The organism is Variovorax sp. CCNWLW225 (assembly GCF_037204045.1).
GTDB lineage: Bacteria > Pseudomonadota > Gammaproteobacteria > Burkholderiales > Burkholderiaceae_C > Variovorax.
Genome location: NZ_JBBCBV010000010.1, coordinates 17,429 through 40,176 on the forward strand (window position 1 = coordinate 17,429; position 22,748 = coordinate 40,176).

General features: G+C 66.5%; 22 protein-coding genes. 14 read left to right on the top strand and 8 right to left on the bottom strand.

Annotation, left to right across the window (positions count from 1 at the left end; all coding sequences use genetic code 11):
- The first annotated feature begins 39 nt into the window (after positions 1–39).
- Positions 40–1,239, top strand: coding sequence for an ABC transporter substrate-binding protein (locus V9L20_RS17040; RefSeq protein WP_337297509.1), 1,200 nt, complete (start codon positions 40–42; stop codon positions 1,237–1,239).
- A gap of 13 nt (positions 1,240–1,252) precedes the next feature.
- Here V9L20_RS17040 and V9L20_RS17045 read toward each other — a convergent pair whose 3' ends face one another.
- From V9L20_RS17045 to V9L20_RS17055, 3 genes are all read right to left on the bottom strand, one after another.
- Positions 1,253–2,281: an AraC family transcriptional regulator gene (locus V9L20_RS17045; protein WP_337297510.1), complete on the bottom strand. Its 1,029-nt coding sequence runs from the start codon at positions 2,279–2,281 to the stop codon at positions 1,253–1,255.
- A gap of 176 nt (positions 2,282–2,457) precedes the next feature.
- A complete protein-coding gene (locus tag V9L20_RS17050; protein ID WP_126745835.1) occupies positions 2,458–2,697 on the bottom strand; it encodes a hypothetical protein in 240 nt (79 codons plus the stop codon).
- Positions 2,698–2,722: 25 nt separating this feature from the next.
- Complete coding sequence (locus tag V9L20_RS17055; protein ID WP_337297511.1) at positions 2,723–2,983, bottom strand: hypothetical protein; 261 nt, start codon at positions 2,981–2,983, stop codon at positions 2,723–2,725.
- A 285-nt stretch (positions 2,984–3,268) separates the two neighbouring features.
- Here V9L20_RS17055 and V9L20_RS17060 point away from each other — a divergent pair, with 285 nt between their 5' ends.
- The 10 genes from V9L20_RS17060 to V9L20_RS17105 all read left to right on the top strand — a co-directional run bounded on the left by V9L20_RS17060 (position 3,269) and on the right by V9L20_RS17105 (position 14,827).
- Entirely contained in the window at positions 3,269–3,670 is a 402-nt protein-coding gene (locus tag V9L20_RS17060) for a type IV pilin protein (protein WP_337297512.1), read from the top strand.
- Complete coding sequence (locus V9L20_RS17065; protein ID WP_337297513.1) at positions 3,664–4,254, top strand: prepilin-type N-terminal cleavage/methylation domain-containing protein; 591 nt, start codon at positions 3,664–3,666, stop codon at positions 4,252–4,254. Before V9L20_RS17060 ends, V9L20_RS17065 begins: the two co-directional genes overlap by 7 nt.
- Positions 4,251–5,414 carry a PilW family protein gene (locus V9L20_RS17070; RefSeq protein WP_337297514.1) on the top strand — a complete coding sequence of 388 codons (1,164 nt, stop codon included), beginning with the start codon at positions 4,251–4,253 and terminating at the stop codon, positions 5,412–5,414. Before V9L20_RS17065 ends, V9L20_RS17070 begins: the two co-directional genes overlap by 4 nt.
- A 2-nt stretch (positions 5,415–5,416) precedes the next feature.
- Positions 5,417–5,968, top strand: a complete 552-nt coding sequence (locus V9L20_RS17075; RefSeq protein WP_337297609.1) for a pilus assembly PilX family protein — start codon at positions 5,417–5,419, stop codon at positions 5,966–5,968.
- A 46-nt stretch (positions 5,969–6,014) separates the two neighbouring features.
- Positions 6,015–9,092 carry a pilus assembly protein gene (locus V9L20_RS17080; protein ID WP_337297515.1) on the top strand — a complete coding sequence of 1,026 codons (3,078 nt, stop codon included), beginning with the start codon at positions 6,015–6,017 and terminating at the stop codon, positions 9,090–9,092.
- Between the two features lie 31 nt (positions 9,093–9,123).
- The gene (locus tag V9L20_RS17085; RefSeq protein ID WP_258506392.1) at positions 9,124–9,618 is read left to right on the top strand and encodes a GspH/FimT family pseudopilin; all 495 of its coding nucleotides are present in this window, start codon (positions 9,124–9,126) and stop codon (positions 9,616–9,618) included.
- A 118-nt stretch (positions 9,619–9,736) separates the two neighbouring features.
- Positions 9,737–10,579: a DUF6502 family protein gene (locus tag V9L20_RS17090; RefSeq protein WP_258506393.1), complete on the top strand. Its 843-nt coding sequence runs from the start codon at positions 9,737–9,739 to the stop codon at positions 10,577–10,579.
- The gene (locus V9L20_RS17095) at positions 10,576–12,003 is read left to right on the top strand and encodes a DUF5666 domain-containing protein (RefSeq protein ID WP_337297516.1); all 1,428 of its coding nucleotides are present in this window, start codon (positions 10,576–10,578) and stop codon (positions 12,001–12,003) included. The genes V9L20_RS17090 and V9L20_RS17095 overlap by 4 nt, the downstream gene beginning before the upstream one ends.
- 176 nt (positions 12,004–12,179) lie before the next feature.
- A complete protein-coding gene (locus V9L20_RS17100; RefSeq protein ID WP_258506395.1) occupies positions 12,180–12,425 on the top strand; it encodes a BON domain-containing protein in 246 nt (81 codons plus the stop codon).
- A 32-nt stretch (positions 12,426–12,457) separates the two neighbouring features.
- Positions 12,458–14,827 carry a phosphoketolase family protein gene (locus V9L20_RS17105; protein ID WP_337297517.1) on the top strand — a complete coding sequence of 790 codons (2,370 nt, stop codon included), beginning with the start codon at positions 12,458–12,460 and terminating at the stop codon, positions 14,825–14,827.
- Between the two features lie 21 nt (positions 14,828–14,848).
- Here V9L20_RS17105 and V9L20_RS17110 read toward each other — a convergent pair whose 3' ends face one another.
- Positions 14,849–15,844 (bottom strand): AraC family transcriptional regulator, encoded by a 996-nt coding sequence (locus V9L20_RS17110; RefSeq protein WP_258506397.1) that lies wholly within the window; start codon positions 15,842–15,844, stop codon positions 14,849–14,851.
- 223 nt (positions 15,845–16,067) lie between these two features.
- Here V9L20_RS17110 and V9L20_RS17115 point away from each other — a divergent pair, with 223 nt between their 5' ends.
- Complete coding sequence (locus V9L20_RS17115; protein ID WP_337297518.1) at positions 16,068–17,117, top strand: aldo/keto reductase; 1,050 nt, start codon at positions 16,068–16,070, stop codon at positions 17,115–17,117.
- A gap of 13 nt (positions 17,118–17,130) precedes the next feature.
- Here the strand turns inward: V9L20_RS17115 and bioD are convergent, their stop codons facing one another.
- From bioD to V9L20_RS17135, 4 genes are all read right to left on the bottom strand, one after another.
- Positions 17,131–17,853 (bottom strand): dethiobiotin synthase, encoded by a 723-nt coding sequence (gene bioD / locus V9L20_RS17120; RefSeq protein WP_337297519.1) that lies wholly within the window; start codon positions 17,851–17,853, stop codon positions 17,131–17,133.
- Positions 17,850–19,082 (bottom strand): 8-amino-7-oxononanoate synthase, encoded by a 1,233-nt coding sequence (gene bioF / locus V9L20_RS17125; RefSeq protein ID WP_337297520.1) that lies wholly within the window; start codon positions 19,080–19,082, stop codon positions 17,850–17,852. The genes bioD and bioF overlap by 4 nt, the downstream gene beginning before the upstream one ends.
- Positions 19,066–20,463: an adenosylmethionine--8-amino-7-oxononanoate transaminase gene (gene bioA, locus V9L20_RS17130; RefSeq protein ID WP_337297521.1), complete on the bottom strand. Its 1,398-nt coding sequence runs from the start codon at positions 20,461–20,463 to the stop codon at positions 19,066–19,068. Before bioA ends, bioF begins: the two co-directional genes overlap by 17 nt.
- A gap of 319 nt (positions 20,464–20,782) precedes the next feature.
- Entirely contained in the window at positions 20,783–21,643 is an 861-nt protein-coding gene (locus V9L20_RS17135; RefSeq protein ID WP_337297522.1) for an NmrA family NAD(P)-binding protein, read from the bottom strand.
- Positions 21,644–21,817: 174 nt separating this feature from the next.
- Here V9L20_RS17135 and V9L20_RS17140 point away from each other — a divergent pair, with 174 nt between their 5' ends.
- Together V9L20_RS17140 and V9L20_RS17145 are read left to right on the top strand one after the other, a co-directional pair.
- Complete coding sequence (locus tag V9L20_RS17140) at positions 21,818–22,006, top strand: hypothetical protein (protein WP_258506406.1); 189 nt, start codon at positions 21,818–21,820, stop codon at positions 22,004–22,006.
- A gap of 39 nt (positions 22,007–22,045) precedes the next feature.
- Entirely contained in the window at positions 22,046–22,741 is a 696-nt protein-coding gene (locus V9L20_RS17145; RefSeq protein WP_258506407.1) for a UdgX family uracil-DNA binding protein, read from the top strand.
- Positions 22,742–22,748 lie beyond the last annotated feature (7 nt).

Here is a 22,748-nt window from a genome sequence, read left to right on the forward strand (position 1 = left end):
CCCCACGCCATCCGAATCACCCCCTTGAGGAGATCCTTCATGTCGCAGGCAAGAATCCCAACCGCCGTCGCTTTGCTGGCGCTCGCCGTCACGGCCGCTTTCGCACCGCAAGCCCAGGCCCAGGCGCAAACCGTCAAGGTCGGCCTGGCAATGGACCTCTCCGGGCCGTTTGCCGTGGGCGGTGCCGAGGCCAAGGCCGGCTTCGCGGTGGCGATGAAGCAGCTGGGCGGCAAGCTCGGCGGGGTGCCGGTGGAGTTTGTCGAGGCGGACACGGGCGGCAGCCCCGACCTGGCCCGGCAGGTGGTCGAGCGCATGCTGCTGCGCGACAAGATCGACCTGTTCACCGGTCCCATCGGCTCGACCGTCGCACTGGCCGTGGGGGCGCCGCTTTTCGCGGCCAAGGTGCCCTATCTCTCGAGCAACACCGGCCCGAGCGACTACTCGGGGGCCAGGTGCAACCCGTATTTCTTCGGCGCGTCTTACCAGAACGATGCGTACCACGAAGCAGCGGGCAAGTTCGCTTCGGACAAGGGCTTCAAGAAGGTAGCGCTCATCGCGCCGAGCTACCCCGGCGGCAAGGATGCAATCACCGGCTTCAAGCGCAACTTCAAGGGCGCGGTGAGCGACGAGCTCTACACCAAGCTCGGCCAGCTCGACTACTCCGCCGAGATCGCACAGATTCGCGCAGCCAAACCCGACGCTCTCTATTTCTTTCTGCCGGGCGCCATGGGCGTGAGCTTCATCAAGCAGTTTGTCGGCGCCGGCCTGTCGAAAGACGTGGCGCTGATCTCGACCGCCTTTTCGGCCGACGAAGACATGATTCCCGCCGTGGGCGAGCCGATGCTCGGGCTCTTCAACACCGCGCATTGGTCATACGACCTGGACAACCCGGCAAACAAGCGCTTCGTGGCGGAATTCCGGGAGCAGAACAACGGGCGCAACCCGTCGTTCTATGCGGGCCAGGCGTATGACGTGCTCATGGCGATGGACGCGGCAGTGCGGGACGTGGGCGGCAAGGTGGCCGACCGGCCGGCGCTGCTCAAGGCGATCAAGGCCGCCAAGTACAAGTCGGTGCGGGGCGACTTCAGCTACGGCGCCAACAACTTTCCCATTCAGAACTACTACCTGCGCGTGATCGGCAAGGACGCGAACGGGCGCATCGCCAACAAGGTGATCGGCACGGTGCTGCAGAACTACCAGGACAGCTCGTCCGCCAAGTGCGCAATGAAGCCGGCCTGACGAAGCCGGAGGTCTAGTGCCGCGCCGGCTCTCGCGAAGTTTCGCGCGGGAGTCGGCCGAAGCGCTCGCGGTAGCAGGCGGCGAAACGGCTCAGGTGCGAGAAGCCGCAGCCGAAGGCGACCTCGGTCACGCTTGCGCCGTCGTGCCGCGCCAATTGGGCATGCGCGGCATCGAGCCGCATGTTGCGCAGCACTTCCATCGGTGAAAGATCGCGGTAGCGCCTGAACAGCAGCCCCAGCGCGCGCCGCGACACGCCGGCGGCCTCTGCCACCTCTTCCAGCGAAAGCGGCGCATCGAGCCGGCTGCGCATGAATTCTTCGGCAAGCCGCAACTGCCGCATGCTGGCCGCCTCCGACCCGAGCCGCAGCGCGTCGTGCTGCCGCCGCACCGAATTGGGCCTGTGGCACAGCAGGTAGAGCATGAGGTTGTCTTCGTAGTGGGCCAGCCAGCGCGGGTCGTACGGCTCGTGGCCGTCCGCCGGGAGCAGCGATGCGAGGCCGGCCACCATGCGGCACCACTGGGTGCCCGCGGCATCGTCGAGCCGGAGCGGCAGCTCGAAGTCGATTTCGCCGATTTCTGCCGCGGCCCCTGCACCGCCCGCGGGCCTTGCGCCAAACGTTCGGCGTGCCACGTCCTGCAGACGGGCAAGGTCGATCTTGAGCATCAGCTGCTCGCAGTCCGCATGCCAGCGCAGCCGCACGGGTTTGTGCGCGGACACCACTGCCCCCTGGCCGGGATGGATCTGCACGGTCTGGCCGCCGGTATGTACTTCGGCATGGCCGCGCAGCGGCATCTGAACCAGCACGAAATTGCCCAGCGTGTCGGGCTCGATGTCGACATCGCAGCCGTAGCGCAGGATGCACAGCGACAGTGCGCTGAGTTCTGCCCGGCAGAAAACCGCATCGACATTGCCGCGACCCCAGGTGCTCCGGTGCGCCTTCAGCTCATGGGTTACCAGCGCATGGGTTTCGTCCGCCTCGCGCGATCGGAAGATCTCGCGCCCATACAGGGTGGAAAGCTGCTGGCTCGACCATGCGTCCACGAACACTCCTCGGGGGCCAAAAGTAGTGAGAGCTGTCTCTGCCGCTGGGGGCAGGAGCGCAATCTACCGCCCGAGGCCGGGTCCTGCCATGGGGATTGCCCCGGGCGGCATGCGCGGGCGTGCAAGAAGCTTGCCCGGCAGTCCGCCGCCTTCGGTCGTGGCCTGGTTGCGGCTGCCTAGGTCTGCTTGCCGCCGGTCTCTTCCGCTTTTTCCTTGTCCTTGTCCTGCTGCGCCTTCGGTAGCTTGACCTTGGTTACGGTCACTGAAACCGGGTCGCTGGCGGGAAAGGACTCTTCGACGCCGCTGTCCAGGGCCTCTTCGCTGGGCGCCTGCTCGACCGGCTTGGCCGGCTCGACCGCGGGTTTGCCGTGGTTCTTGGATGTGGGAAAGGGGAAAGCTTTTTCCGAAGTCGTCATGGGGGCTCCTCGGCCGCGCAAGCCGCTAGGGCTTGCTCGGCTCCTTGTTGGTTTCAGAGCGGAGGTCTTCCCGCAACCCGTAGGCCGCGGAACCGTCGTGGCGCGATGCCTCCACGTTCTTGCGCTTGCTCGCCATGCGCTCGGCGGGGGCCGGTGCCGAGTCCTGTTCTCCGGTGGCCGAAGAACTGCTGGTGAACTTTTCTCCCGCGCCGATGTTGTCTACCCCGCCGCTGGTGGTGGGCCGGGATCCGTCGCCCGAGCCCAGATTTCCGGGTTCTCTGTTCATTTCGTTCGACTCCTGCTCACTCGAGGAGCAAAGTGGCAATGAATCGATTCTGGGAACTCCGGAGCGCCCGCGCGTAGGACGACGCCAGCGTCCATCAGTCGGAAGCATCCTCGCCTCGGCACCCTTTTCAAAGTGTTGAATGTGTCGGTGCTTCGTATGTGCCGGTACACAACACCTGCCTTGCAGACGCGAAATAGTCCGGGCCATAGGCGCACTATTTAACGCTTGAATGTGATAAATTCACATTTACATACAATCTGACACATCATTACCTTGGCCAGCTGAATGAAAAAGCTCTCGTTTTCGCGTCGGCGCAATGGCTTCACATTGATCGAGGTAATGATCACGGTGGTGATCATCGCGATCCTCGCCTCCATCGCGATCCCGAGCTACAACCGCTACGTGATCCGCGCCAAACGCTCCGCCGCCCAGGCGCAGATGATGGAGATTGCCAACCGGCAGCAGCAGTTCCTGCTGGCCAACCGCAGCTACGCCGACAAGACGACGCTGACGGCCAGCGGCTACGCGCTGCCCGCGGACGTTGCCGCCAACTACGACTACACGATCACCGTCACGACCGAGATTCCAGGCTTTGTCCTGACTTTCACGCCCAGCGGAACGCAGCAGTCCGACGGCAATCTCACCCTCGATAACCAGGGCGCGAAAACGCCGGCCGACAAATGGTGAAGCCCCGCACGACCGCCGGACGCGCCCGCGCACAACGCGGCGCGACGCTGATCGAAGTGCTGGTCACCCTGCTGATCCTCGCCTTCGGCCTGTTCGGGCTCGTGGGCCTGCAGGCACGCCTCCAGTCGTCCGAGATGGAGTCCTACCAGCGCTCGCAGGCGCTGATCCTGCTCAATGACATGGCCAGCCGCATTGCAATCAATCGCCGCATGGCCTCCAGCTACGTCACTGCTTCGCCGCTGGGCGCCGGCATCGCCTGCCCCACCGGCACGGGCTCGCGCCAGCAGATCGACGCCATGGAGTGGTGCAACGCGCTGCAGGGCGCGGCCGAAACCTCGGGCAACACAAAGCTGGGCGCCATGATCGGTGGGCGCGGCTGCGTGGAGGACTTGGGCAACAACGAATACTTGATCACCGTCGCCTGGCAGGGGTTGGTGCCCATTGCCGCACCGCCCGAAGGCGTGGCCTGCGGCAAGGACGCCTACGACGTGGCCCCCACTGCATCAACACCAAACCCGCAGTGCACCGCCGACAGGTGCCGCCGGACCGTGACGACGCTGGTGCGCATCGGGACGCTTTCATGATGCGCGCGCGCCCAGCAGGCAAAACCCGCCAACTTGCGCATACCCTGCAGCGTCAGCGCGGCCTGACGCTGATCGAGTTGATGGTGTCGGTCACGATCATGCTGATCGTGCTGGCGGCGCTGATTGCGCTGTTCCTCAATGTGAACAACACCCAGCGCGAAATGGTCAAGGTCAACCGCCAGATCGAGGGCGGCCGCCTCAGCGTCTTTGTGCTCGAGAACGAAATCACGCACGCGGGCTTCTGGGAAAACTACATGCCAGAGTTCGACGACCTCACGGTGTCGGGCGTGCCGGCGAAGGTGCCTACCGGCAATGCGCCCGATCCGTGCCTGCCCTATTCGGCGGTGAACTGGACGGAGGACTACAAGCGCAGCCTGCTCGACATGCCCGTGCAGGCGTACGACGCCGTGCCGGCCAGCTGCGCCGGCCTGTTGACGAACAAGAAAGCCGACACCGACGTGCTGGTGGTGCGCCACGCCGAGACCTGCATAGCCGGCATGCCGAATTGCGAAGCCAACACGCTCGGGAAGCTGTACTTCCAGTCGTCTTTCTGCGGCACGCAGAAGCCGTCGGATTTCGACCTCACCACGGCGGGCTTTGCCACCATGATGAGCAAGAACTGCACGACCCCGTCACCCAAGCGCAAGTTCATTTCCGATATCTACTACGTGCGCGACTACGCCGAAACAGTCGGCGACGGCATCCCGACCTTGGCGCGTTCGCGCTTCGATCTCTCGGCGACGGGGCTGGCGCAGCAGCCGCCCGTGCCTCTCATCGAAGGCGTCGAGGGGTTTCGCGTGGAACTGGGCCTGGACACGCTAAGCAAGACCGGCGCGGCGGTGAATTACACCCAGGCCATTTCCTGGGCCGATGCGGCCGTCAGGTCCTCCCCCACCAACCGCGGCGACGGTAGCCCCGACGGCAATTTCGTTCATTGCAGCACCGCTTCGCCCTGCACCGCCGACCAGTTGATCAACGTGGCGGCCGTCAAGCTCTACGTGGTGGCCCGCAGCATCGAGGTGTCTCCGGGCCACAGCGACACGCGCACCTACAACCTTGGCAGCGCAACGCTCGGGCCCTTCAACGACCGCTACAAGCGGCATGCCTTCACCACCGCGATCCGCATGACCAACGTGACCGGCCGCAGGGAAACGCCGTGAAGATGCCATCCTCATTCCCCATGCACAGGCAAGGCGGCGCGGCGCTGATCGTCGGGCTGATCATGCTGGTGCTGATCACCCTTGCCGTCACGGCCGGGTTCACGCTCAGCAACACCAACCTCAAGTCGGTGGGCAACATGCAGAACCGCAACGAGGCGGTGGCCGCGGCCAATCGCGCCATCGAAGAGGTGGCGTCCTCCCTGCTGCTGCCGGGCGTGGACGGCTCGCCTTCGCTGGCCATGCCGCAGGCCACCCAGAGCCGGGTGGACATCAACAACGACGGCACCACCGACTACACCGTGGCCATCGCCCCCCCCACCTGCGTGCGCGCGACCAAGTCGACCGACACGGGCGGCGGCACTGCGGGGCCAGGGGGTATCGGCGGAAATTCTTCCACCAGCGGCTCGGGGCTCAATGCCCTGCCCGACCAATACAACACGGTGTGGGACATCAGCACCAGCGTGACCGACACCGCAAGCGGCACGGTCACTGCCGTACGCCAAGGCGTGCGGGCGCTGCTGACCAAAGAGCAATTCGAAGCGCTGTGCTCGTAGCCAGACCTCTCCTGCGAATGATCACGACGATGAACGGATCGACATCATGAAAAAGAACTTCTTCCGGCCGCTGTGGGCCGCCGCGCTGCTGATGTTCGGCCTTTCCGCGGCGCAGGCGGAGGACATCGATCTTTTCGTCGGCTACAACCAGACCGTGACGGACGCGCCCAACGTGCTGTTCGTGCTGGACAACACGGCCAACTGGAACCAGCCCTTCACCGCCGAGATCAATGCGCTGGCCAGCGCCTTCGAAAGCCTGCCGGTCGGCAAGTTCAAGGTCGGCGTGATGATGTTCAGCGAAACGGGCGGCGGCAATTCGAACATCGACGGAGCCTACCTGCGTGCCGGCGTGCGCATGATGGACGAAGACAACAGGCGCACGTACGGCGCGCTGATCCGCAGCTTCGACAAGCTCGACGACAAGTCCAATGGCGGCAAGGCGGGCAAGATGATGGCCGAGGTCTACCGCTATCTGGCAAGCGGCGCGCCCATGGGCGGCAACAACAAGGCCAAGGCTGATTACACCGGCAATGTCTTCGGTACCGCGGCGTCCAAGGCGATCTATGCGCTTCCGGACAATCCGCTGGCGGCCATCAACAGCAGCACCTATCGCGGGCCGAACACCACCAACTGCATCGGCACCTACGTCATCTACATCAGCAACGGCGCCGCGCAAGACAACAACAGCGACACCACCACCTCGACCAACGCCCTGCGCGCGGCCGGAGGCACCACCACCATGATCCCGCTGAGCCCAAGCGGCTCGCAGGACAACGTGGCAGACGAATGGGCCAAGTTCCTGCAAACCAGCATGGGCGTGAAGGTCTACACCGTCGAGGCCGCCAAGGCCACCGGCGGCCAGGGGCCGGGCTGGAGCGCGCTGCTCAAGAGCATGGCCGGCCAGAGCAAAGGCGAGTACTACGACCTCAGCGCCAAGGTCGACCTGGGCGTAGCGCTCAAAGAGGCGCTGGACGACATCTTCAGCAAGATCCAGTCGGTCAACAGCGTCTTCTCGTCAGTGAGCCTGCCCGTGAGCGTGAACACGCAGGGCACCTACCTGAACCAGGTGTTCGTGGGTATGTTCCGGCCCGACGATTCCGCCTATCCGCGCTGGAACGGCAATCTCAAGCAGTACAAGCTCGGCCTGGACACCAACAACCAGCTGATCCTGCAGGACGCGGCCGACACCAACGCCATCAACAACCAGACCGGCTTCATCGCGCCCTGCGCGCGAAGTTTCTGGACACCGGCGCCAAGCACCACCGATGCCTACTGGAGCTTTCGCCCCGCCGGCGACTGCCTTGGCAAGGAGGCCGCCGAAAGCCCCGACGGCAACGTGGTGGAAAAAGGCGCGCAAGGCTACATGCTGCGGCAGTTGCTCACGGCCGATCGCAACGTGAAAACCTGCGCTGCGGACGACTGCTCGATCCTGACGAGCTTTGCCACCGGCAATACCGCGGGCATCACCAAAGAGGCGCTCGGTGTGCCAACCGACGCCGAGCGCACTGCGCTGATCGAATGGCTTCGCGGCCTGGACAACAAGGGTGACGAGCGCCGTGCCGCCGACGGCACGCCGCTCACCTCCACCACGGCCATGCGCCCTTCGGTGCACGGCGACGTGGTGCACTCGCGCCCGGTGGCCATCAACTACGGCAGCGACAGCGAGCCGCAGGTGGTGGTGTTCTACGGCGCCAACGACGGCATGCTGCGCGCGGTCAACGGCAACCAGAGCGCCGCCATCGGCTCCGCGGCGCCCGGCAGCGAGATGTGGTCCTTCGTGCCGCCGGAGTTCTACGGCAGCATCAAGCGGCTGTACGACAACATCACGCGCATCAACTTTCCCGGATTGCCTGTCAGCGTGGGCGCGACCGCCCCCAAGCCCTACGGCATGGACGGTGCGATGGCGGCCTACCGCCAGGGCAACGAAGCCTGGCTCTACGCGAGCATGCGCCGCGGCGGGCGCCTGGTCTATGCCTTCGATGTGTCGAACCCCGCCTCGCCCATTCTCAAGTGGCGCAGGGGTTGCCCGAACCAGGACAATGACGTCGGCTGCGACACGGGTGCAAACGACATGACAGGCATCGGCCAGACCTGGTCGGCGCCGAAGATCGTCAAGTCGGCCGGCTACGGTTCGGGCAGCACGCCCATGGTGATGTTCGGTGGCGGCTACGACAAGTGCGAAGACGTCGACACCACCGCTGCGGCCCAAGCCTGCGGGGCGGCGGCCAAGGGCAACAGGATCTACGTGCTCGATGCCAGCACCGGCAATGTGCTGAAGACCTTCATCACCGACCGCGGGGTCACCGGCGAAGTCACGGTCGTGAACGACAGCGCGGGGCTGGCCAAGATCGCCTATGCGGCCGACCTGGGCGGCAACGTCTACCGCATTGCCATCGGCGCTGCCGCACCGGGCAGCTGGACGATGACCAAGATCGCTTCGCTCGGCTGCGATGTTGCGAGCACCACCTGCACGCCCAACCGCAAGTTCATGTTCGGCCCCGACGTGGTCGAGGACAACGGCATGAACGTGCTGCTGCTGGGATCAGGCGACCGCGAAAAGCCGCTGCGCTCCTACACCGCTGCGCTCAGCGTCTCCAACCGCTTCTACATGATGGTGGACAAGCCCGCCGACGCGACCTGGCTCACCAGCGAATCGGGCAACTGCGACGGCAACTCGCTGCTGTGCCACGGCTCGCTGCTCGCCATTACGGGCACCGATGAGCCTTCGCCCACCGCCCTGGCGGCCAAGAAGGGCTGGTACCTGGTGCTTGCGCCGGGCGAACAGGTGGTGACCTCGTCGGTGACCGCCTATGGCAACACCACTTTCAACACCCACACGCCCACCGACCCGTCGGTGCGCCAGTCGTGCCGCGCCGACCTGGGCACGGCCAACGTCTACAACCTGGCCTACCTGAACGCCGGCGCGCAGGGCGCACGGTTCCAGAACGTGGTCGGCGGCGGCCTTGCGCCCTCGCCCGTGGTGGGACGGGTCATGGTGAACGGCAGCTTCCGCGACGTGGTGATCGGCGCCAACCCCGATTCGTTCCTGAGCCCCAAGGGTGCCGCGGTCAAGACCGCCTTCACGCAGCCCAAGGGCCGCGTCTACTGGTTCATCCAGAAGTAAAAGGGTGCGCAAGGTGCAGACAACCGCCGGCATGCGAACACGTGGCTTCACGCTGGTGGAGCTGATGGTCACCATCGTGGTGCTGGTGGTGCTGGTGTCAGTGGCCGTCCCTTCGTTCGACAACATTCGGCTTTCGAGCCGGCTGACTTCCTACGCGACCGATCTGGTAGCCGGCAGCCAGCTGGCGCGCAGCGAAGCCATCAAGCGCAACGCGGCCGTGACGCTGTGCGCCTCGGCCAACGGCACGGCCTGCGCCACCAACGGCCAATGGGAAGCCGGCTGGATCGTCATCAGCAGCGGCGGGCAGGTGATCCAGAAGCAGCCGGCCACCGCCAGCGGCTACCAGATCCGCGACGGCGCCGGGCTCAGCGCCCTCTCCTTCGACGCCACCGGCGTCGGCGGCACCGCGGCCGACATCACGATCTGCCGCGCCAGCCCCGTGGGCAACCAGGAGCGGGTGGTGAAAATCAGCGCCACCGGGCGTTCGTCGATCACCCGAACCAGTGTGGGTACCTGTGGTGCATGAATGAGGTCTTTTTTGTGCGATCCTCGGCGATGCGGACAATAGTGCACTAACACGGGCCCCAGGGGCGGTCAGTTCACGCCCTTGCACCGCGATTGAATCAGTAAAAACGTCTCATTTCATGGAACACCAGCTGGACTGGGCACTTGCCGCGTGCGGCCGCATTCTGCGGCCGGTGGTGCGGCTCGCCCTGGCCATGGGGGTGAAGCACCCGCACCTGGAAGTCTTGCTGCGCGACCTGCTGCTGGAGGAAGCCACGCGCTCCTGGCGCAAGCAGGGTGTGGCAAAGCCCAATATCAGCCAGCTGTCGGTCACGACCGGGCTGAATCGCAAGGCCGTGACTTCCAAGGTTCGCGCTCCGGTGGATGCCCTGCCCCACACGGAAATCTCGGCCGCGGCCAAGACTTTCACACTGTGGCTGCAGATGGTGTCGGAAAACCAGGCCTACCAGCGGCTTCCGATCACCGCCGACGCCGAGGACATTCCCTCCTTCGAAACCGTGGCACGGCTTGGCAGCCGCGGCAATGTGCACCACCGCGCCATCCTCGACGAACTGGTGCGCCTGAACATGGCGGCCGAGCAGGACGGCTGCGCCGAGCTCAAGGTCGACGGATTCGTGCCGGTGGACAACCTGCAGGCCATGCTGGCGTTTCTGGGCGATAACGGCCGCGACCACCTGCTGGCCGCGGTGTCCAACACCCTTGGCGAGCAGCCTCGAATGCTCGAGCGCGCGGTGTACGCGCGCGGCCTGGGGATGGAAGATTGCGAGAGCATCCATCAGCTGGTGCGCGAACGCTGGTCCGCCCTGCACCACGAACTGGCGGGCGAGATGACGCGCGCCGTCGACCGCGCCCCCAACGGCGCCAAAGGGCGCATCCGGGTCGGCATCTACACTTATTATGAAGACGACGCCGCGCCGCTTGCGCCGGTCGTCGCCCCCAAGCGGGAAGAAAAAACGCCATGAAGAACCACTACCGTTGGATGCGCGGCATCCTCCTTGCCGGAGCAATGGCCCTGCTGCTCTCGTGCGGCGGTGGGGGTGGCGGCGGCGGAACTTCCGTCGGCGGCGTGGGCCTTGGCGGCAGCGCGGCCGTGGGCGGCGGGAGCGGCGACGGCTCCCCTGGTACGGGCACCGGCGGTAGCGGCGGCACCGGCACCGCGGGCGGATCCGACGGTACGGGCACGGGCGGTGCAGGCACCGGGGGCACGGGCACCGGCGGCGGCAGCGACGGCACGAGCACCGCGGGCAACGGCACCGACGACGGTTCGGGCGTGGGTTCGGGCGGCACCGGCGTGAGCACCGCCGACGCGACGGGCGTAGGCTCCGTGGGCGGCATTGGCAGCATCATCCTGAACGGCGTGCGTTACAAGACCTATCCGGAAGCTCCGGACGGAATCGCTCCCGCTAACTTCAACCTCGAAGACACCAGCGAGCTGCAGATCGGCATGAGCGTGCGCATTGCCGGCAAGATCGACAACCAGTTCACCGCGGCCACGGCGCAGCAGGTGTTTTCGGCGGCCGAATTGCGCGGCGCGGTTTCTTCCATCGACCTTGCAGGCGGCAGCTTTGTGGTGATGGGCACCACGGTCACCACCGACAACGCCACCGTGTGGAGCGGCGGAAACAGCCTGTCGGACCTGGTTACCGCAAGCCAGGTTCAGGTGTGGGGCCTGCCCTCTACGCCGGGCACCTTGCGTGCCACCCGCGTCGAGCTGAAGCCGGCCTCGGCCGAACCGCTGGTCACCGGATTCGTGCAGAACCTCGACCGCATCGGCAAGAGTTTCGCGCTCGGACAGATCACGGTGAGGTACAGCGGCGCCCTGTTCTCCGGCGGCATCGATGAATCCACCCTCGCCGAGGGCTCCATCGTCCGCGTGCGCGGCACCGTGGCTCCGTTTGCGGGCATCTTCAACGCCACCAAGGTGCAGGGCTGGTATGCCATACCCACCCAGAACACCGCGGCGGTGCAGCTCGCGGGCATCGTCGCCAACTACAACGGGCTCGGCGACTTCAAGGTTCTCGGCACGGCGGTCAATGCGTCCAACGCACTCATCACCGGCGGCCTGGCGTCGTCGATCGGCAACGGCGTCAAGCTCGAACTCGACGGCTTCATGACCAACGGCGTGCTGGTGGTGACGAAGCTTCGCATCCGCAACGTCCCGGGCGTCGGCGGGCCGGTCGATTTCACGCTGATCGGTGCCATCGGCGGCTACCAGTCGCCCTCCAACTTCCGGGTGCAGGGCCGCCAGGTGGACGCCGGCCGCCCCGGAACCGCGTTCGAAGGCGGAACCATCGTCCAGCTGGCCAACGGCCGCCGCGTGACCGTGGTCGGCGACGCAGTAGAAAACGGCGTGCTCATCGCGAAGCGCGTCACCTTCACGCCCTAACGGCCTGCCACGCGGCCGCGCCGTCCAGCCGGCCGGCGCCTGCCCCAAAAACGCCCGAGAAAACCCAGGGGTTGCATTTGCACCCCCGGCTCGATCGCGGCATCCTGTGAGCCGAGCGCGACGAAAAAGAAGAAGAACGGCCCTGTTCGAACAACCTCTTTTTCGAAAGGTTTGGAATGAACCCCGATCTTGAACTCAGGCACGAGGTCTTCGCCCAGCTGAACTGGGACCCGGCGGTGGTGGGATGCGATGTGGACGTGTGCGTGGAAGGCGGCGTGGTCACGTTGCAGGGCAGGCTTGCCAGCGAACGTCTGAAGACCGCCGTGGAGCGCGCCGTGCGCCGCGCCGAAGGCATCGGAACCATCGTGAACCAGTTGACCACGGTTGATACGCATCAAGCCGCTACACCGCCCAAGCTTTGACACTTCGGGTGCCAACCCGAAGAAAGCAGCCCATGCCTCTTACCTCCCCGCCTGCGGCTGAGCAGGACTTCTCGCTTCTCGACGCCTGGTGGCGCGCGGCCAACTACCTGTCCGTGGGCCAGATCTACCTGATGGACAACCCCTTGCTTCGCGAGAAGCTCGAGCTGGCCCACATCAAGCCGCGCCTCCTGGGCCATTGGGGCACCACGCCGGGCCTCAACTTCGTGTACGCGCACATGAACCGGGTCATCAACGCGCGCGAGCTCGATGCCATCTTCATTGCCGGGCCGGGACACGGTGGGCCGGGCGTGGTCGCCAACACCTACCTCGAAGGCACCTACAGCGAGGTCTACCCCCATGTCGGGCCGGACGCCGAAGGGCTGAAGCAGCTCTTCACGCAGTTCTCGTTTCCGGGCGGCATTCCGAGCCACGTGGCGCCCGAAACGCCGGGCTCCATTCACGAAGGCGGAGAGCTCGGCTATTCGCTGCTGCACGCCTATGGCGCCGTGTTCGACAACCCCGGCCTGCTCGCCTGCTGCGTGGTCGGCGACGGCGAAGCGGAAACCGGCGCGCTGGCCGCGAGCTGGCATTCGAACAAGTTCCTGAACCCCGCGAGCGATGGTGCGGTGCTGCCCATCCTGCATCTCAACGGCTACAAGATTGCCGGCCCTACCGTGCTCGCGCGCATCGGCGACGAAGAACTGGCGCAACTGATGAGAGGCTACGGGCACGAACCGTACTTCGTGGCCGGCGACGATCCTGCGCAGATGCACCGCCTGATGGCGGCAGCGCTCGACAAGGCGCTCGACGACATCCACGCCATCCAGGCCCGCGCGCGAAAAAACGGCTTCAGCGAACGGCCGCGCTGGCCGATGATCGTGCTGCGCTCGCCCAAGGGCTGGACCGGCCCCCGCCAGGTGGACGGCGTGCCGGTCGAGGGCACGTTCCGTTCGCACCAGGTGCCGCTGACGGGTTTTTCTGGCAAGCCAGGCCATGTGGCGCTGCTCGAAGACTGGATGCGCAGCTACCGGCCCGAGGATCTGTTCGACGACGGCGGCGCGTTGCGTGTCGACATTGCGGCCCTTGCGCCCAAGGGGGCGAAGCGCATGAGCGCCAGCCCGCACGCCAACGGCGGCCTGCTGCTCACCGACTTGGCAATGCCGCCCTTCCGGGAGCATGCTGTCGCGGTCGAATCGCCCGGCGCGTCGGACGCGGAGGCCACGCGCGTGGCGGGCCGCTTCCTGCGCGAGGTAATGCGCCTGAATTCAGCGTCACGCAACTTCCGCGTGATGGGGCCGGACGAAACCACGTCGAACCGGCTCGGCGACCTGTTCGACGTGACGGCGCGGACCTCGACCGCCGAGATCCTGCCCGGTGACGACCATGTGTCGCCCGACGGACGCGTGATGGAAGTGCTCAGCGAGCACCTGTGCCAAGGCTGGCTTGAGGGCTACCTGCTCACCGGGCGCCACGGCTTCTTCTCATGCTACGAGGCGTTCATCCACATCGTCGACTCGATGTTCAACCAGCATGCCAAATGGCTCAAGGTGACACGCGGCATCGAATGGCGGCGGCCGATCGCCTCCCTCAACTACCTGCTCACCAGCCACGTCTGGCGGCAGGACCACAACGGTTTCAGCCACCAGGACCCGGGCTTTCTCGATCATGTGGTGAACAAGAAGGCCGAGGTGGTGCGTGTGTACCTGCCACCCGATGCCAACACCCTGCTCTCCGTGGTCGACCATTGCCTGCGAAGCCGCAACTACGTGAACGTGATCGTGGCCGGCAAGCAGCCCGGCCCGCAGTGGCTGGACATCGATGCCGCGGTGCGCCACTGCACGGTGGGGCTGGGCGTCTGGACCTGGGCCAGCAACGACGAAGGCGCCACGCCCGATGTGGTCATGGCCTGCGCTGGCGACGTGCCCACGCTCGAAACGATGGCCGCGGTCGACCTGCTGCGCACGATGCTGCCGGACCTGAAGGTGCGCGTGGTGAACGTGGTCGACCTGATGGCGCTGCAGTCACCCGATGCGCACCCGCACGGGCTGCCCGATGCGGACTTCGACTCGATCTTCACCACCGGCTGCCCGGTGGTCTTCGCATTCCACGGCTATCCGTCGCTGATCCACCGGCTGACCTACAAGCGCACGAACCACGGCAACTTCCATGTGCACGGCTACCTGGAAGAAGGCACCACCACCACGCCGTTCGACATGACTGTGCTCAACCGGCTGGACCGCTTTCACCTGGCCGCCGACGCCATTGGGCGGGTGGAGCGGTTTCGCAACAGCGCGGGCCATGTGCAGCAACATCTGCGCGACAAGCTGCTGGAGCACCGCGCCTATGTCACTCGCCACGGCAAGGACATGCCCGAGATCGAGAACTGGCGCTGGGCGCGCTGAACAGCGCGCCAGCGCCCTTGCTCAGGCCGCCGCCATGGTCGCGCCGCCCAGCTGCGCGTCGTTCTCGGCGTCGCTGAGCCAGCGCCGCTTGTCGCGCAGCGGCGGCGCGCCGAACATGCGGCCGTACTCGCGGGCGAACTGCGACGGGCTCTCGTAGCCCACGCTGTGCGCAGCGCTCGCCACGTCGGCACCGGCCATCAGCATCTGGCGGCGCGCCTCCTGCAGGCGCAGCTGCTTCTGGTATTGCAGCGGGCTCATGGCCGTGACGGCCTTGAAATGATGGTGGAACGACGACACGCTCATGTGCACCGCGCGCGCCATGTCTTCGATGCGCAGCGACTGCGCATAGTTGACGCGCAGCGCGCTGATGGCCTTGGCAATGCGCTGGGTGTGGCTGTCTTGCAATGCAATCTGCCGCAGCCGCGCGCCCTCGCCGTTCACCAGCAGGCGGTACATGATCTCGCGCTTGATGATCGGCGCCATGATCGGCACGTCCTCGGGCGATTCGGCCAGCCGCAGCAGCCGAAGCACCGGCTCCAGCACCGGCATGGCAATGCGGTTGACGTACATGCCGCGCGAGGCGGGCGCATTGGCCTTGGCGGGCAGCTTCTCGTCGCCGATGAGCTCGCCGATGTCGTCCATTGCCAGTTCCAGACGCACGCCGAGATAGGGTTCGTTGTCGCTCGTCAGGCGCACCTGGCCGCATACGGGCAGGTCGACCGAAGTCACCAGGTAGTGCATCGGGTCGTACACATAGATATCGTCGCCCACGATGATCCGCTTGGAGCCCTGGGCAATCAGCCCGAGCGCCGGGGTTGCAAAGGCGTGCTTGGGACCGTCGGGCTTGCTGATGCAGAACACCTGCAGGCCGGCCACCGGTGTTTCCACCGTGCCGTCGCGCCCGCCGGTGATGCGGTTGATCAGCGCCACCAGTTCCTTCCTGGCTTCGTCGAGTTCGGGCTCCAGGGGCATCGGCTGGGCGATGGCGGCAGTGGTTTCGGGTGTTTCGTCGGACATGTTCGGGCCTTGTCGCGGAGTTGGATCAACGGAGTCTGCGCCGGCGTGCGGGCAGCGTGGAGGATCGGGTGGTTCAAAGCTTAGCGCCGCACTCATGAATCTGCACGGGCCTGGACATAGGTCTGGAGAAATAGGCAAAGACTTTGCAGAAACGCGCTCGTCGGCCCGGGGGCCGCGGGCGGATACTTTTTGCCGACGCCCCTCCAACGCAAAGGACCTCTCCATGCAATACCGCAAGTTCGGCCGCACCGGCCTGTTCGTTTCCGAGCTGTGCCTCGGCACCATGACCTTCGGCGGCGCCAGCGGCATCTGGGGCCACATCGGCAACCTGCAGCAGGCCGAGGCCGAAAGCCTGGTCGGCCGGGCACTGGACGCGGGCATCAACTTCATCGACACCGCCGACGTGTATTCCGAAGGCCTCTCGGAAACCATGACAGGCCAGGCGCTGAAGAACCTGAAGGTGCCGCGCGACAACGTCGTGGTTGCCACCAAGGTTTTCGGCGAAGCCGGCAAGAGCCCCAATGCGGCCGGCGCCTCGCGCTATCACATCATGGACGGCGTGAAGGCCAGCCTGAAGCGCCTGCAGCTCGACCATATCGACCTGTACCAGATCCACGGCTTCGACCCGGTCACGCCCATCGAGGAAACGGTGCGCGCACTGGACAACCTGGTGCAGCAAGGCCACGTGCGCTATGTGGGCGTTTCGAACTGGGCCGCCTGGCAGGTCATGAAGGCGCTGGGCATTGCCGAGCGCCAGGGCCTCGCGCGCTTCGAATCGCTGCAGGCCTACTACACCATTGCGGGCCGTGACCTGGAGCGCGAGCTCGCGCCCATGCTGCGGAGCGAAAACGTCGGCCTCATGGTCTGGAGCCCGCTGGCGGGCGGCCTGCTCAGCGGCAAGTACGGGCGCAATACCGAAGCCGAAAAAGGCAGCCGCCGCACCACCTTCGACTTTCCGCCGGTGAATGTGGAGCGGGCCTACGACTGCATCGACGCGATGCGCGAACTGGCCGAGCCGCGCAAGGTGTCGGTGGCGCAGATCGCGCTGGCATGGTTGCTGCACCAGCAGGTGGTAACCAGCGTGATCGTGGGCGCCAAGCGCGTCGAGCAGTTGGACGACAACATTGCCGCAACGGGCATCCGGCTCAACGCCGATGAGCTTGCAACGCTCGACAAGGTGAGCGCGCTGCCGTCCGAATACCCGGGCTGGATGCTCGAACGCCAAGGCGGCGCGCGGGCCAAGCGCCTGGCGGAATCAGGCCAGCGCGGCTGAGCGCCTGGCCAGCTCAGGCGAGCGCGGCAGCCCGCCGCGCCGGGTGCGCCCCGGTGGCGCGCAATGCCCGCAGGTCGAGATGCCGCGCGGCATTGGGAGCGGATGCCTCCGCCAGGTGCGGCACCACACCGAGCAAGGGCGCCCCGAGCCGGCCGCGCAAGGTCTGCAGGTTGGCCTCGGGCGCAAGCATCCCCGGCTCGATGATGCTCGCGACCCAACCCGACAGCACAAGGCCGCGCGCGCGGATGGCGTCGGCCGTGAGCAGCGCGTGGTTCAGGCAGCCCAGGCGCAGCCCGACAACGAGCACCACGGGCAAGCCCAGCGCCACGGCCAGGTCTGCGCTGTCGAGGTCGTCGCCAAAAGGCACGCAGAACCCGCCAACCCCCTCGACCACCACCGCGTCGGCACGCGCCGACAACGCCGCAAAGGCCGAGAGCAGCGGCGGCAATTCGATGCGCACGCCCTCTTCCCGCGCCGCCAGGTGCGGCGACATCGGCGCGCGCAGCAGGTAGGGGCAACGCAGCGCCAGCGGCGCATCGACATTGCCTGCGGCATTCAGCTGCTCGACATCGTCGTTGCGCCACGCACCATCGACCAAGTCCAGGCCCGCCGCCACCGGCTTCATTCCGACCGAGCGCAGGCCGGAGTCGGCCAGCAGGCTCAGCATTGCGCTGCTGACCAGCGTCTTGCCGACGCCCGTGTCGGTGCCGGTAACGAACCAGCGGCGGGGCGTCATTGGTGCACCTCTGGCTGCTGCGCCAATGCATTGCCCAGTGCATCGACCAGCCGGGCCACATCGGACTCGCTGTGGCTGGCCGAGAGCGTGATCCGCAGGCGCGCGGTGCCGGCGGGCACGGTCGGCGGACGGATCGCACCCACGCGCAGGCCGCGAACATCCAGCTGCGCCATTGTTTCCATTGCACGCGCGTTGCCGCCGACGATCAGCGGCTGGATCGCGGTGGGCGATTCCGGCAGCCACGCGCTGGCGTCGGGAGGCAAGATGGCCCCGAGGCCCCGGCGCAATTGGGCGATGCGTGCCTTCAGGCGCGCCCGGCGCGCATCGCCCTCTTCGCCTTCGATCAGCCTGAGACTTGCAAGCAGCGCATGCGCAATGGCCGGCGGTGCAGCGGTGGTGAAGATGTACGGCCGCGCCCGCTGCACCAAGTAGTCGATCACGGTGCGGTGCGCCGCCACGAACGCCCCCGAAGCCCCGGCCGCCTTGCCAAGCGTGCCGACGAGCACCAGCCGCTCCGAGCGCAGGCCCTCCGCCTGCAGCACGCCGCGCCCCGTAGCGCCCAGCACGCCGAAGCCGTGCGCGTCGTCCAGCACCAGCCAGGCATCGTGGCGCTCCGCCAGCGCGAGCAGCCCGGCCACCGGCGCAATGTTGCCGTCCATGCTGAAGACCGCATCGCTCACGATGAGCTTGACGGGCGCCTCGCAGGCGCCGAGCTGCGCATCCAGCGCGGCCAGGTCGCAATGCGGATAGCGCTCGACCCGCGCCTTGGCGAGCCGCGCACCGTCGATCAGCGACGCATGGTTGAGAGACTCCGAAAAAATCACCGCATCGGCGCCGCCCAGCGCCGACAGCACCGCAAGGTTGGCCATATAGCCCGTGCAGAAGAACAGGCTGCGCGCCTCGGGAATGAAGGGCGCCATCCAGTCGCCGAGCCGCTCTTCCAGCTCCGCATGCGCGCGCGAATGGCCAAGCACCAAGTGCGACCCGCCGCTGCCCGTGCCATAGCGTGCCGCGCCTTCGGCCAATGCGGCGGCCAGCGCCGGGTGCGCGGCAAGGCCGAGGTAGTCGTTGCTGCTGAAGCAGAGCATGGCGCGCTGCGCTTGTGCGCCGGCAAGCGTCAGCGTCTGCTCGGGCGCGCAGGCCGTCTCGGCAATCTGCCTGCTGCGGCGCAGTGACTGCGCGTCGAGCGCTGCAACCTCGCCCTCGAGGCGCTCAAGCAAGCGCGACATCGCGGCCCCCCTGTTCCGCGCGGCCGGGCACGTCGAGCGCACGCAGCGTGGCCAGCGTTGCATCGACCAGCAGATCGATCTCGCCATCGCCAATCGCATACGGCGGCATCAGGTACACCGTGGCGCCGATCGGCCGCATCAGCAACCCGTTCGCTCGCGCGGCCAGATGGAAGCGCTCGGCAAACCGGGCACCAGGTTCGCGCACGTCGAAGGCCGTGATCATTCCGCGCTGGCGCAGGTGATCGACCGGTATTCCGCGCAGCCCTTCGCGCAACCGGCCGACGAGCCGTTCGGCGCGCGCTCGGTTACGCCGCAGCGCATCCTCGCGCTCGAACAGGTCGAGCGTTGCAATGGCAGCGCGGCAGGCCAGAGCGTTGCCGGTGTACGAATGGGAATGCAGAAAACTGCGCGCCACGTCGTCGTCGACAAAGCCTTCGTAGATCGCATCGCGCGTCATCACCAGCGCCAGCGGCAAGTAGCCGCCGCTGATGCCCTTGGAGAGGCAAAGAAAGTCGGGCCAGATGCCGGCCTGCTCGCACGCGAAGAAGCTGCCGGTGCGCCCGCAACCCACTGCGATCTCGTCGGCGATGAGGTGCACGCCGTAGCGGTCGCACAGCGCGCGCACCAGGCGCAGGTATTCGGGGTCGTGCATGGCCATGCCCGTGGCGCATTGCACCAGCGGCTCGACGATCACGGCGGCAATCGACGCATGGCTTTCGGCCAGCAGTGCCTCCAGTTCGGCGGCGGCGCGCCGTGCCACGTCGGCTGCATCTTCGCCAGGCAGTGCGGCCCGTGCGTCAGGCGAGGCAACAAGGTGCGCGTTCGCGAGCAGCGGCGCATAGGCATCGCGAAACACAGGCACATCGGTCACATGCAGCGCGCCCAGCGTCTCGCCGTGGTAGCCGTTGCGCAGCGCGACAAAGTTGCGCTTGCCGCTGCGGCCCGCGTTGCGCCACGCATGAAAGCTCATCTTCAACGCGATCTCCACCGCCGATGCGCCGTCGGAGGCGTAGAAGCAATGGCCGAGCGCATGGCCGGTCAGCGCGGCGAGCCGCTCGGCCAGCTCCACCGCGGGCGCATGCGTGCAGCCCGCGAGCATCACGTGCGAGAGCGTGTCGAGCTGGTCTTTCAGCGCGGCGTTGATGGCCGGGTGCGCGTGGCCGAAGAGATTGACCCACCACGAACTCGTCGCGTCGAGGTAGCGGCGGCCGTCGTGGTCGTAGAGCCAGACCCTCTCGCCCCGCGCAATCGGCAGCGGCGGCACCGCCTCCAGCCTGATGCTCTGCGTGCACGGATGCCACACGTGGCGCCGGCTGCGCTGTTGCCAGCTCGCGTTTTTTGACGGCGCGCGCGTCGGGTGGGTAGCAGTCGTTGGCGGCATCCGCGTAATCCTTAGGAGCAAGGCGCGGGATCGTATCGACGCAGATCGGCCGCGGCAAACCGCCAGCTCCGATGCGAGATGCTGACGGTTTGAGCGGCGTTGACCGGCGTAGGCTGACGGTTCGAATCAAGCTCGTGCAACACGGCGGCTTCACGTGCATAGAACGTGCGAAGGGCCGGATGCAAGTTGTCTTGCAGGCGATAGAGATAGTTGCGGAATATCGAGGGTCCGCCGGTGCACGGGTGTCTTTTCTTGTTATCGGACAGGGCGATGGCTGATTTTGAAAATCAGAAAAATTTGGCCCGGCAGCTTGGCGTTTTCAGCCCTTCTTCACCAGCGCCGAGATGTATTCGCGCAATGAAGTCGCCCCGCGTTCGGACCTTTCCGGCTCTTCCTTGTTATCGAGGGTGAGGCGCGTCATGGCGGCATAAGACCTTGCGCCGGCCTCCGAAAATCCCATCGAACGAAACGCCTGCTCCCATCGGTCGGGCGGCGTCACGACCACTTCCACCGGCCGCCCCAGTGCCTCTGCGAACGCCTCAGCGACATCGCGTGGCGAGTAGCGCTCCGGCCCCTCGACATAGTGCGGCCCGGAAGAGCGGGCCTCGCCCAGCATGAGCCGCGCCGCAAACTCGCCGAGGTCGCGCGGCGCCACCATCGGCAGCGTGAAGTCGGGCGGATACATGCTGTCCAGCTTGCCCTCGCTCCGCGCGGTCTCGAGCGAGGCGTCCCAGTTGCTCATGTAATAGGCGGCACGAATCGCGCTCACTGGCACGGGCTGGGCCGCAAGCGCCTGCTCCATCCGGTAGAGCACATCGAGGTCGCCGATGCGGTCGCCAGGCTGCGCACCGTAAGTCGATTCGGCAACGATCTTCTCGAGCGGCAAGCCTTCGATCGCTTCGAGGATGGAATCCAGGCTCCTTTGCTCCTCTGCAGCGGTGTCGGTCGAAGGCGGCGCGGGCGGGTTGAGCAGGAACAGGCGCTTGCCGCCGGCCACCACGCGCCGCAGCGAAGGCACGTCGAACACGTCGGCCTCAGCGACGGTGGCGCCCTGCCGGTGCAAGGCTTCGGCATGTGCGGCGTCGCGCGTGACCGCGATCACCTTCTGGCCTCGCGCAAGCAGCGCAGAAACCAGCACCGAGCCGACATGCCCGGTCGCGCCAAGGACGATGTGCGTCATGCGTGTGCCTTTCTCCAACGGTTGCAAACCGGAAATGACATGGCTCGAAGCTATTGGCTCGCTGCCGCCGCGAGCGCCCGGCTTGGACGACGCCCGTCGTGGGTCTATTCCCACACAGGCGGCCGCGCGGCGCGCGGAGAAATGCATGTCCACGCATTTTTCAACGAGCAATTCATGTCGAAGACGAACCCGAACACCCCCGATGAACGCGGCTCGCTCCCGCCCGATCACAACAAGGCGGGCAACCAGAGCCCCACGCCCCGCAACGAGCCACGCCGCACCGCCGAAAGCCGCCATGACCGCGAAAGCCACGTCGGCAGCAGCAACCAGACCCAGTCGCGGCGGGGCGGCGGCACGCACTGAGGGCGGCCGGCTGAACGCAAACCACACGTCGTCTCGACCGTGTCTCACCGCAACGAAGCCACTGCCGCCCTGAAGGCGCTGAGCATCGCCACCGACGCCTGCCGCGAGTGCCCGCTGGGCGAGCCCGCGACGCAGTCGGTCTTTGGCGAAGGCCCGGTCGGGGCCGTGCTGATGGTGGTGGGCGAGCAGCCGGGCGACAAGGAAGACCTGGTGGGCCGCCCCTTCGTGGGCCCCGCCGGCAAGCTGTTCGACCGCGCCGTGGCCGAGCTCGGCTGGTCGCGCGAGAAGCTGTACGTGACCAATGCCGTGAAGCATTTCAAGTACGAGCTTCGCGGCAAGCGCCGCATCCACAAGACGCCGGGCCAGCGCGAGGCCGAGGCCTGCAGGCACTGGCTCGAAAGCGAGATAGAACTCGTGCAGCCGCGCGCCTTCATCGCCCTGGGCGGCACGGCCGCGCGCTCTTTGCTGGGCCGGCCCGTGGCCGTGATGAAGGAGCGCGGCCAGTGGCAGGAGAATGCCGCCGGCCACCGCGTGCTGGTGACGCTGCACCCCTCTGCCCTGCTGCGCGGCGACCCCGAGCAACGAGAGGCCGCGTGGGAAGCCTGGCTCAAGGACCTGCGGGTCGCCTCGGATGTGATGAAGAAAACGGCGGCCACTAAAACTGCCAAGCGTGCAGCCCCCGCGCCCCGGCCGGTGCGCGCCCCGCGACGGACTCGAACGGCAGCCCCCGCCTAAGCCCTGG

Coding starts and splice junctions, on each gene's coding strand:
- V9L20_RS17040 (WP_337297509.1), top strand. CDS start 40: ATGTCGCAGGCAAGAATCCCAACCGCCGTCGCTTTGCTGGCGCTCGCC.
- V9L20_RS17050 (WP_126745835.1), bottom strand. CDS start 2,697: ATGACGACTTCGGAAAAAGCTTTCCCCTTTCCCACATCCAAGAACCAC.
- V9L20_RS17055 (WP_337297511.1), bottom strand. CDS start 2,983: ATGAACAGAGAACCCGGAAATCTGGGCTCGGGCGACGGATCCCGGCCC.
- V9L20_RS17060 (WP_337297512.1), top strand. CDS start 3,269: ATGAAAAAGCTCTCGTTTTCGCGTCGGCGCAATGGCTTCACATTGATC.
- V9L20_RS17065 (WP_337297513.1), top strand. CDS start 3,664: ATGGTGAAGCCCCGCACGACCGCCGGACGCGCCCGCGCACAACGCGGC.
- V9L20_RS17070 (WP_337297514.1), top strand. CDS start 4,251: ATGATGCGCGCGCGCCCAGCAGGCAAAACCCGCCAACTTGCGCATACC.
- V9L20_RS17075 (WP_337297609.1), top strand. CDS start 5,417: ATGCCATCCTCATTCCCCATGCACAGGCAAGGCGGCGCGGCGCTGATC.
- V9L20_RS17080 (WP_337297515.1), top strand. CDS start 6,015: ATGAAAAAGAACTTCTTCCGGCCGCTGTGGGCCGCCGCGCTGCTGATG.
- V9L20_RS17085 (WP_258506392.1), top strand. CDS start 9,124: ATGCGAACACGTGGCTTCACGCTGGTGGAGCTGATGGTCACCATCGTG.
- V9L20_RS17090 (WP_258506393.1), top strand. CDS start 9,737: ATGGAACACCAGCTGGACTGGGCACTTGCCGCGTGCGGCCGCATTCTG.
- V9L20_RS17095 (WP_337297516.1), top strand. CDS start 10,576: ATGAAGAACCACTACCGTTGGATGCGCGGCATCCTCCTTGCCGGAGCA.
- V9L20_RS17100 (WP_258506395.1), top strand. CDS start 12,180: ATGAACCCCGATCTTGAACTCAGGCACGAGGTCTTCGCCCAGCTGAAC.
- V9L20_RS17105 (WP_337297517.1), top strand. CDS start 12,458: ATGCCTCTTACCTCCCCGCCTGCGGCTGAGCAGGACTTCTCGCTTCTC.
- V9L20_RS17110 (WP_258506397.1), bottom strand. CDS start 15,844: ATGTCCGACGAAACACCCGAAACCACTGCCGCCATCGCCCAGCCGATG.
- V9L20_RS17115 (WP_337297518.1), top strand. CDS start 16,068: ATGCAATACCGCAAGTTCGGCCGCACCGGCCTGTTCGTTTCCGAGCTG.
- bioD (WP_337297519.1), bottom strand. CDS start 17,853: ATGACGCCCCGCCGCTGGTTCGTTACCGGCACCGACACGGGCGTCGGC.
- bioF (WP_337297520.1), bottom strand. CDS start 19,082: ATGTCGCGCTTGCTTGAGCGCCTCGAGGGCGAGGTTGCAGCGCTCGAC.
- bioA (WP_337297521.1), bottom strand. CDS start 20,463: ATGCCGCCAACGACTGCTACCCACCCGACGCGCGCGCCGTCAAAAAAC.
- V9L20_RS17135 (WP_337297522.1), bottom strand. CDS start 21,643: ATGACGCACATCGTCCTTGGCGCGACCGGGCATGTCGGCTCGGTGCTG.
- V9L20_RS17140 (WP_258506406.1), top strand. CDS start 21,818: ATGTCGAAGACGAACCCGAACACCCCCGATGAACGCGGCTCGCTCCCG.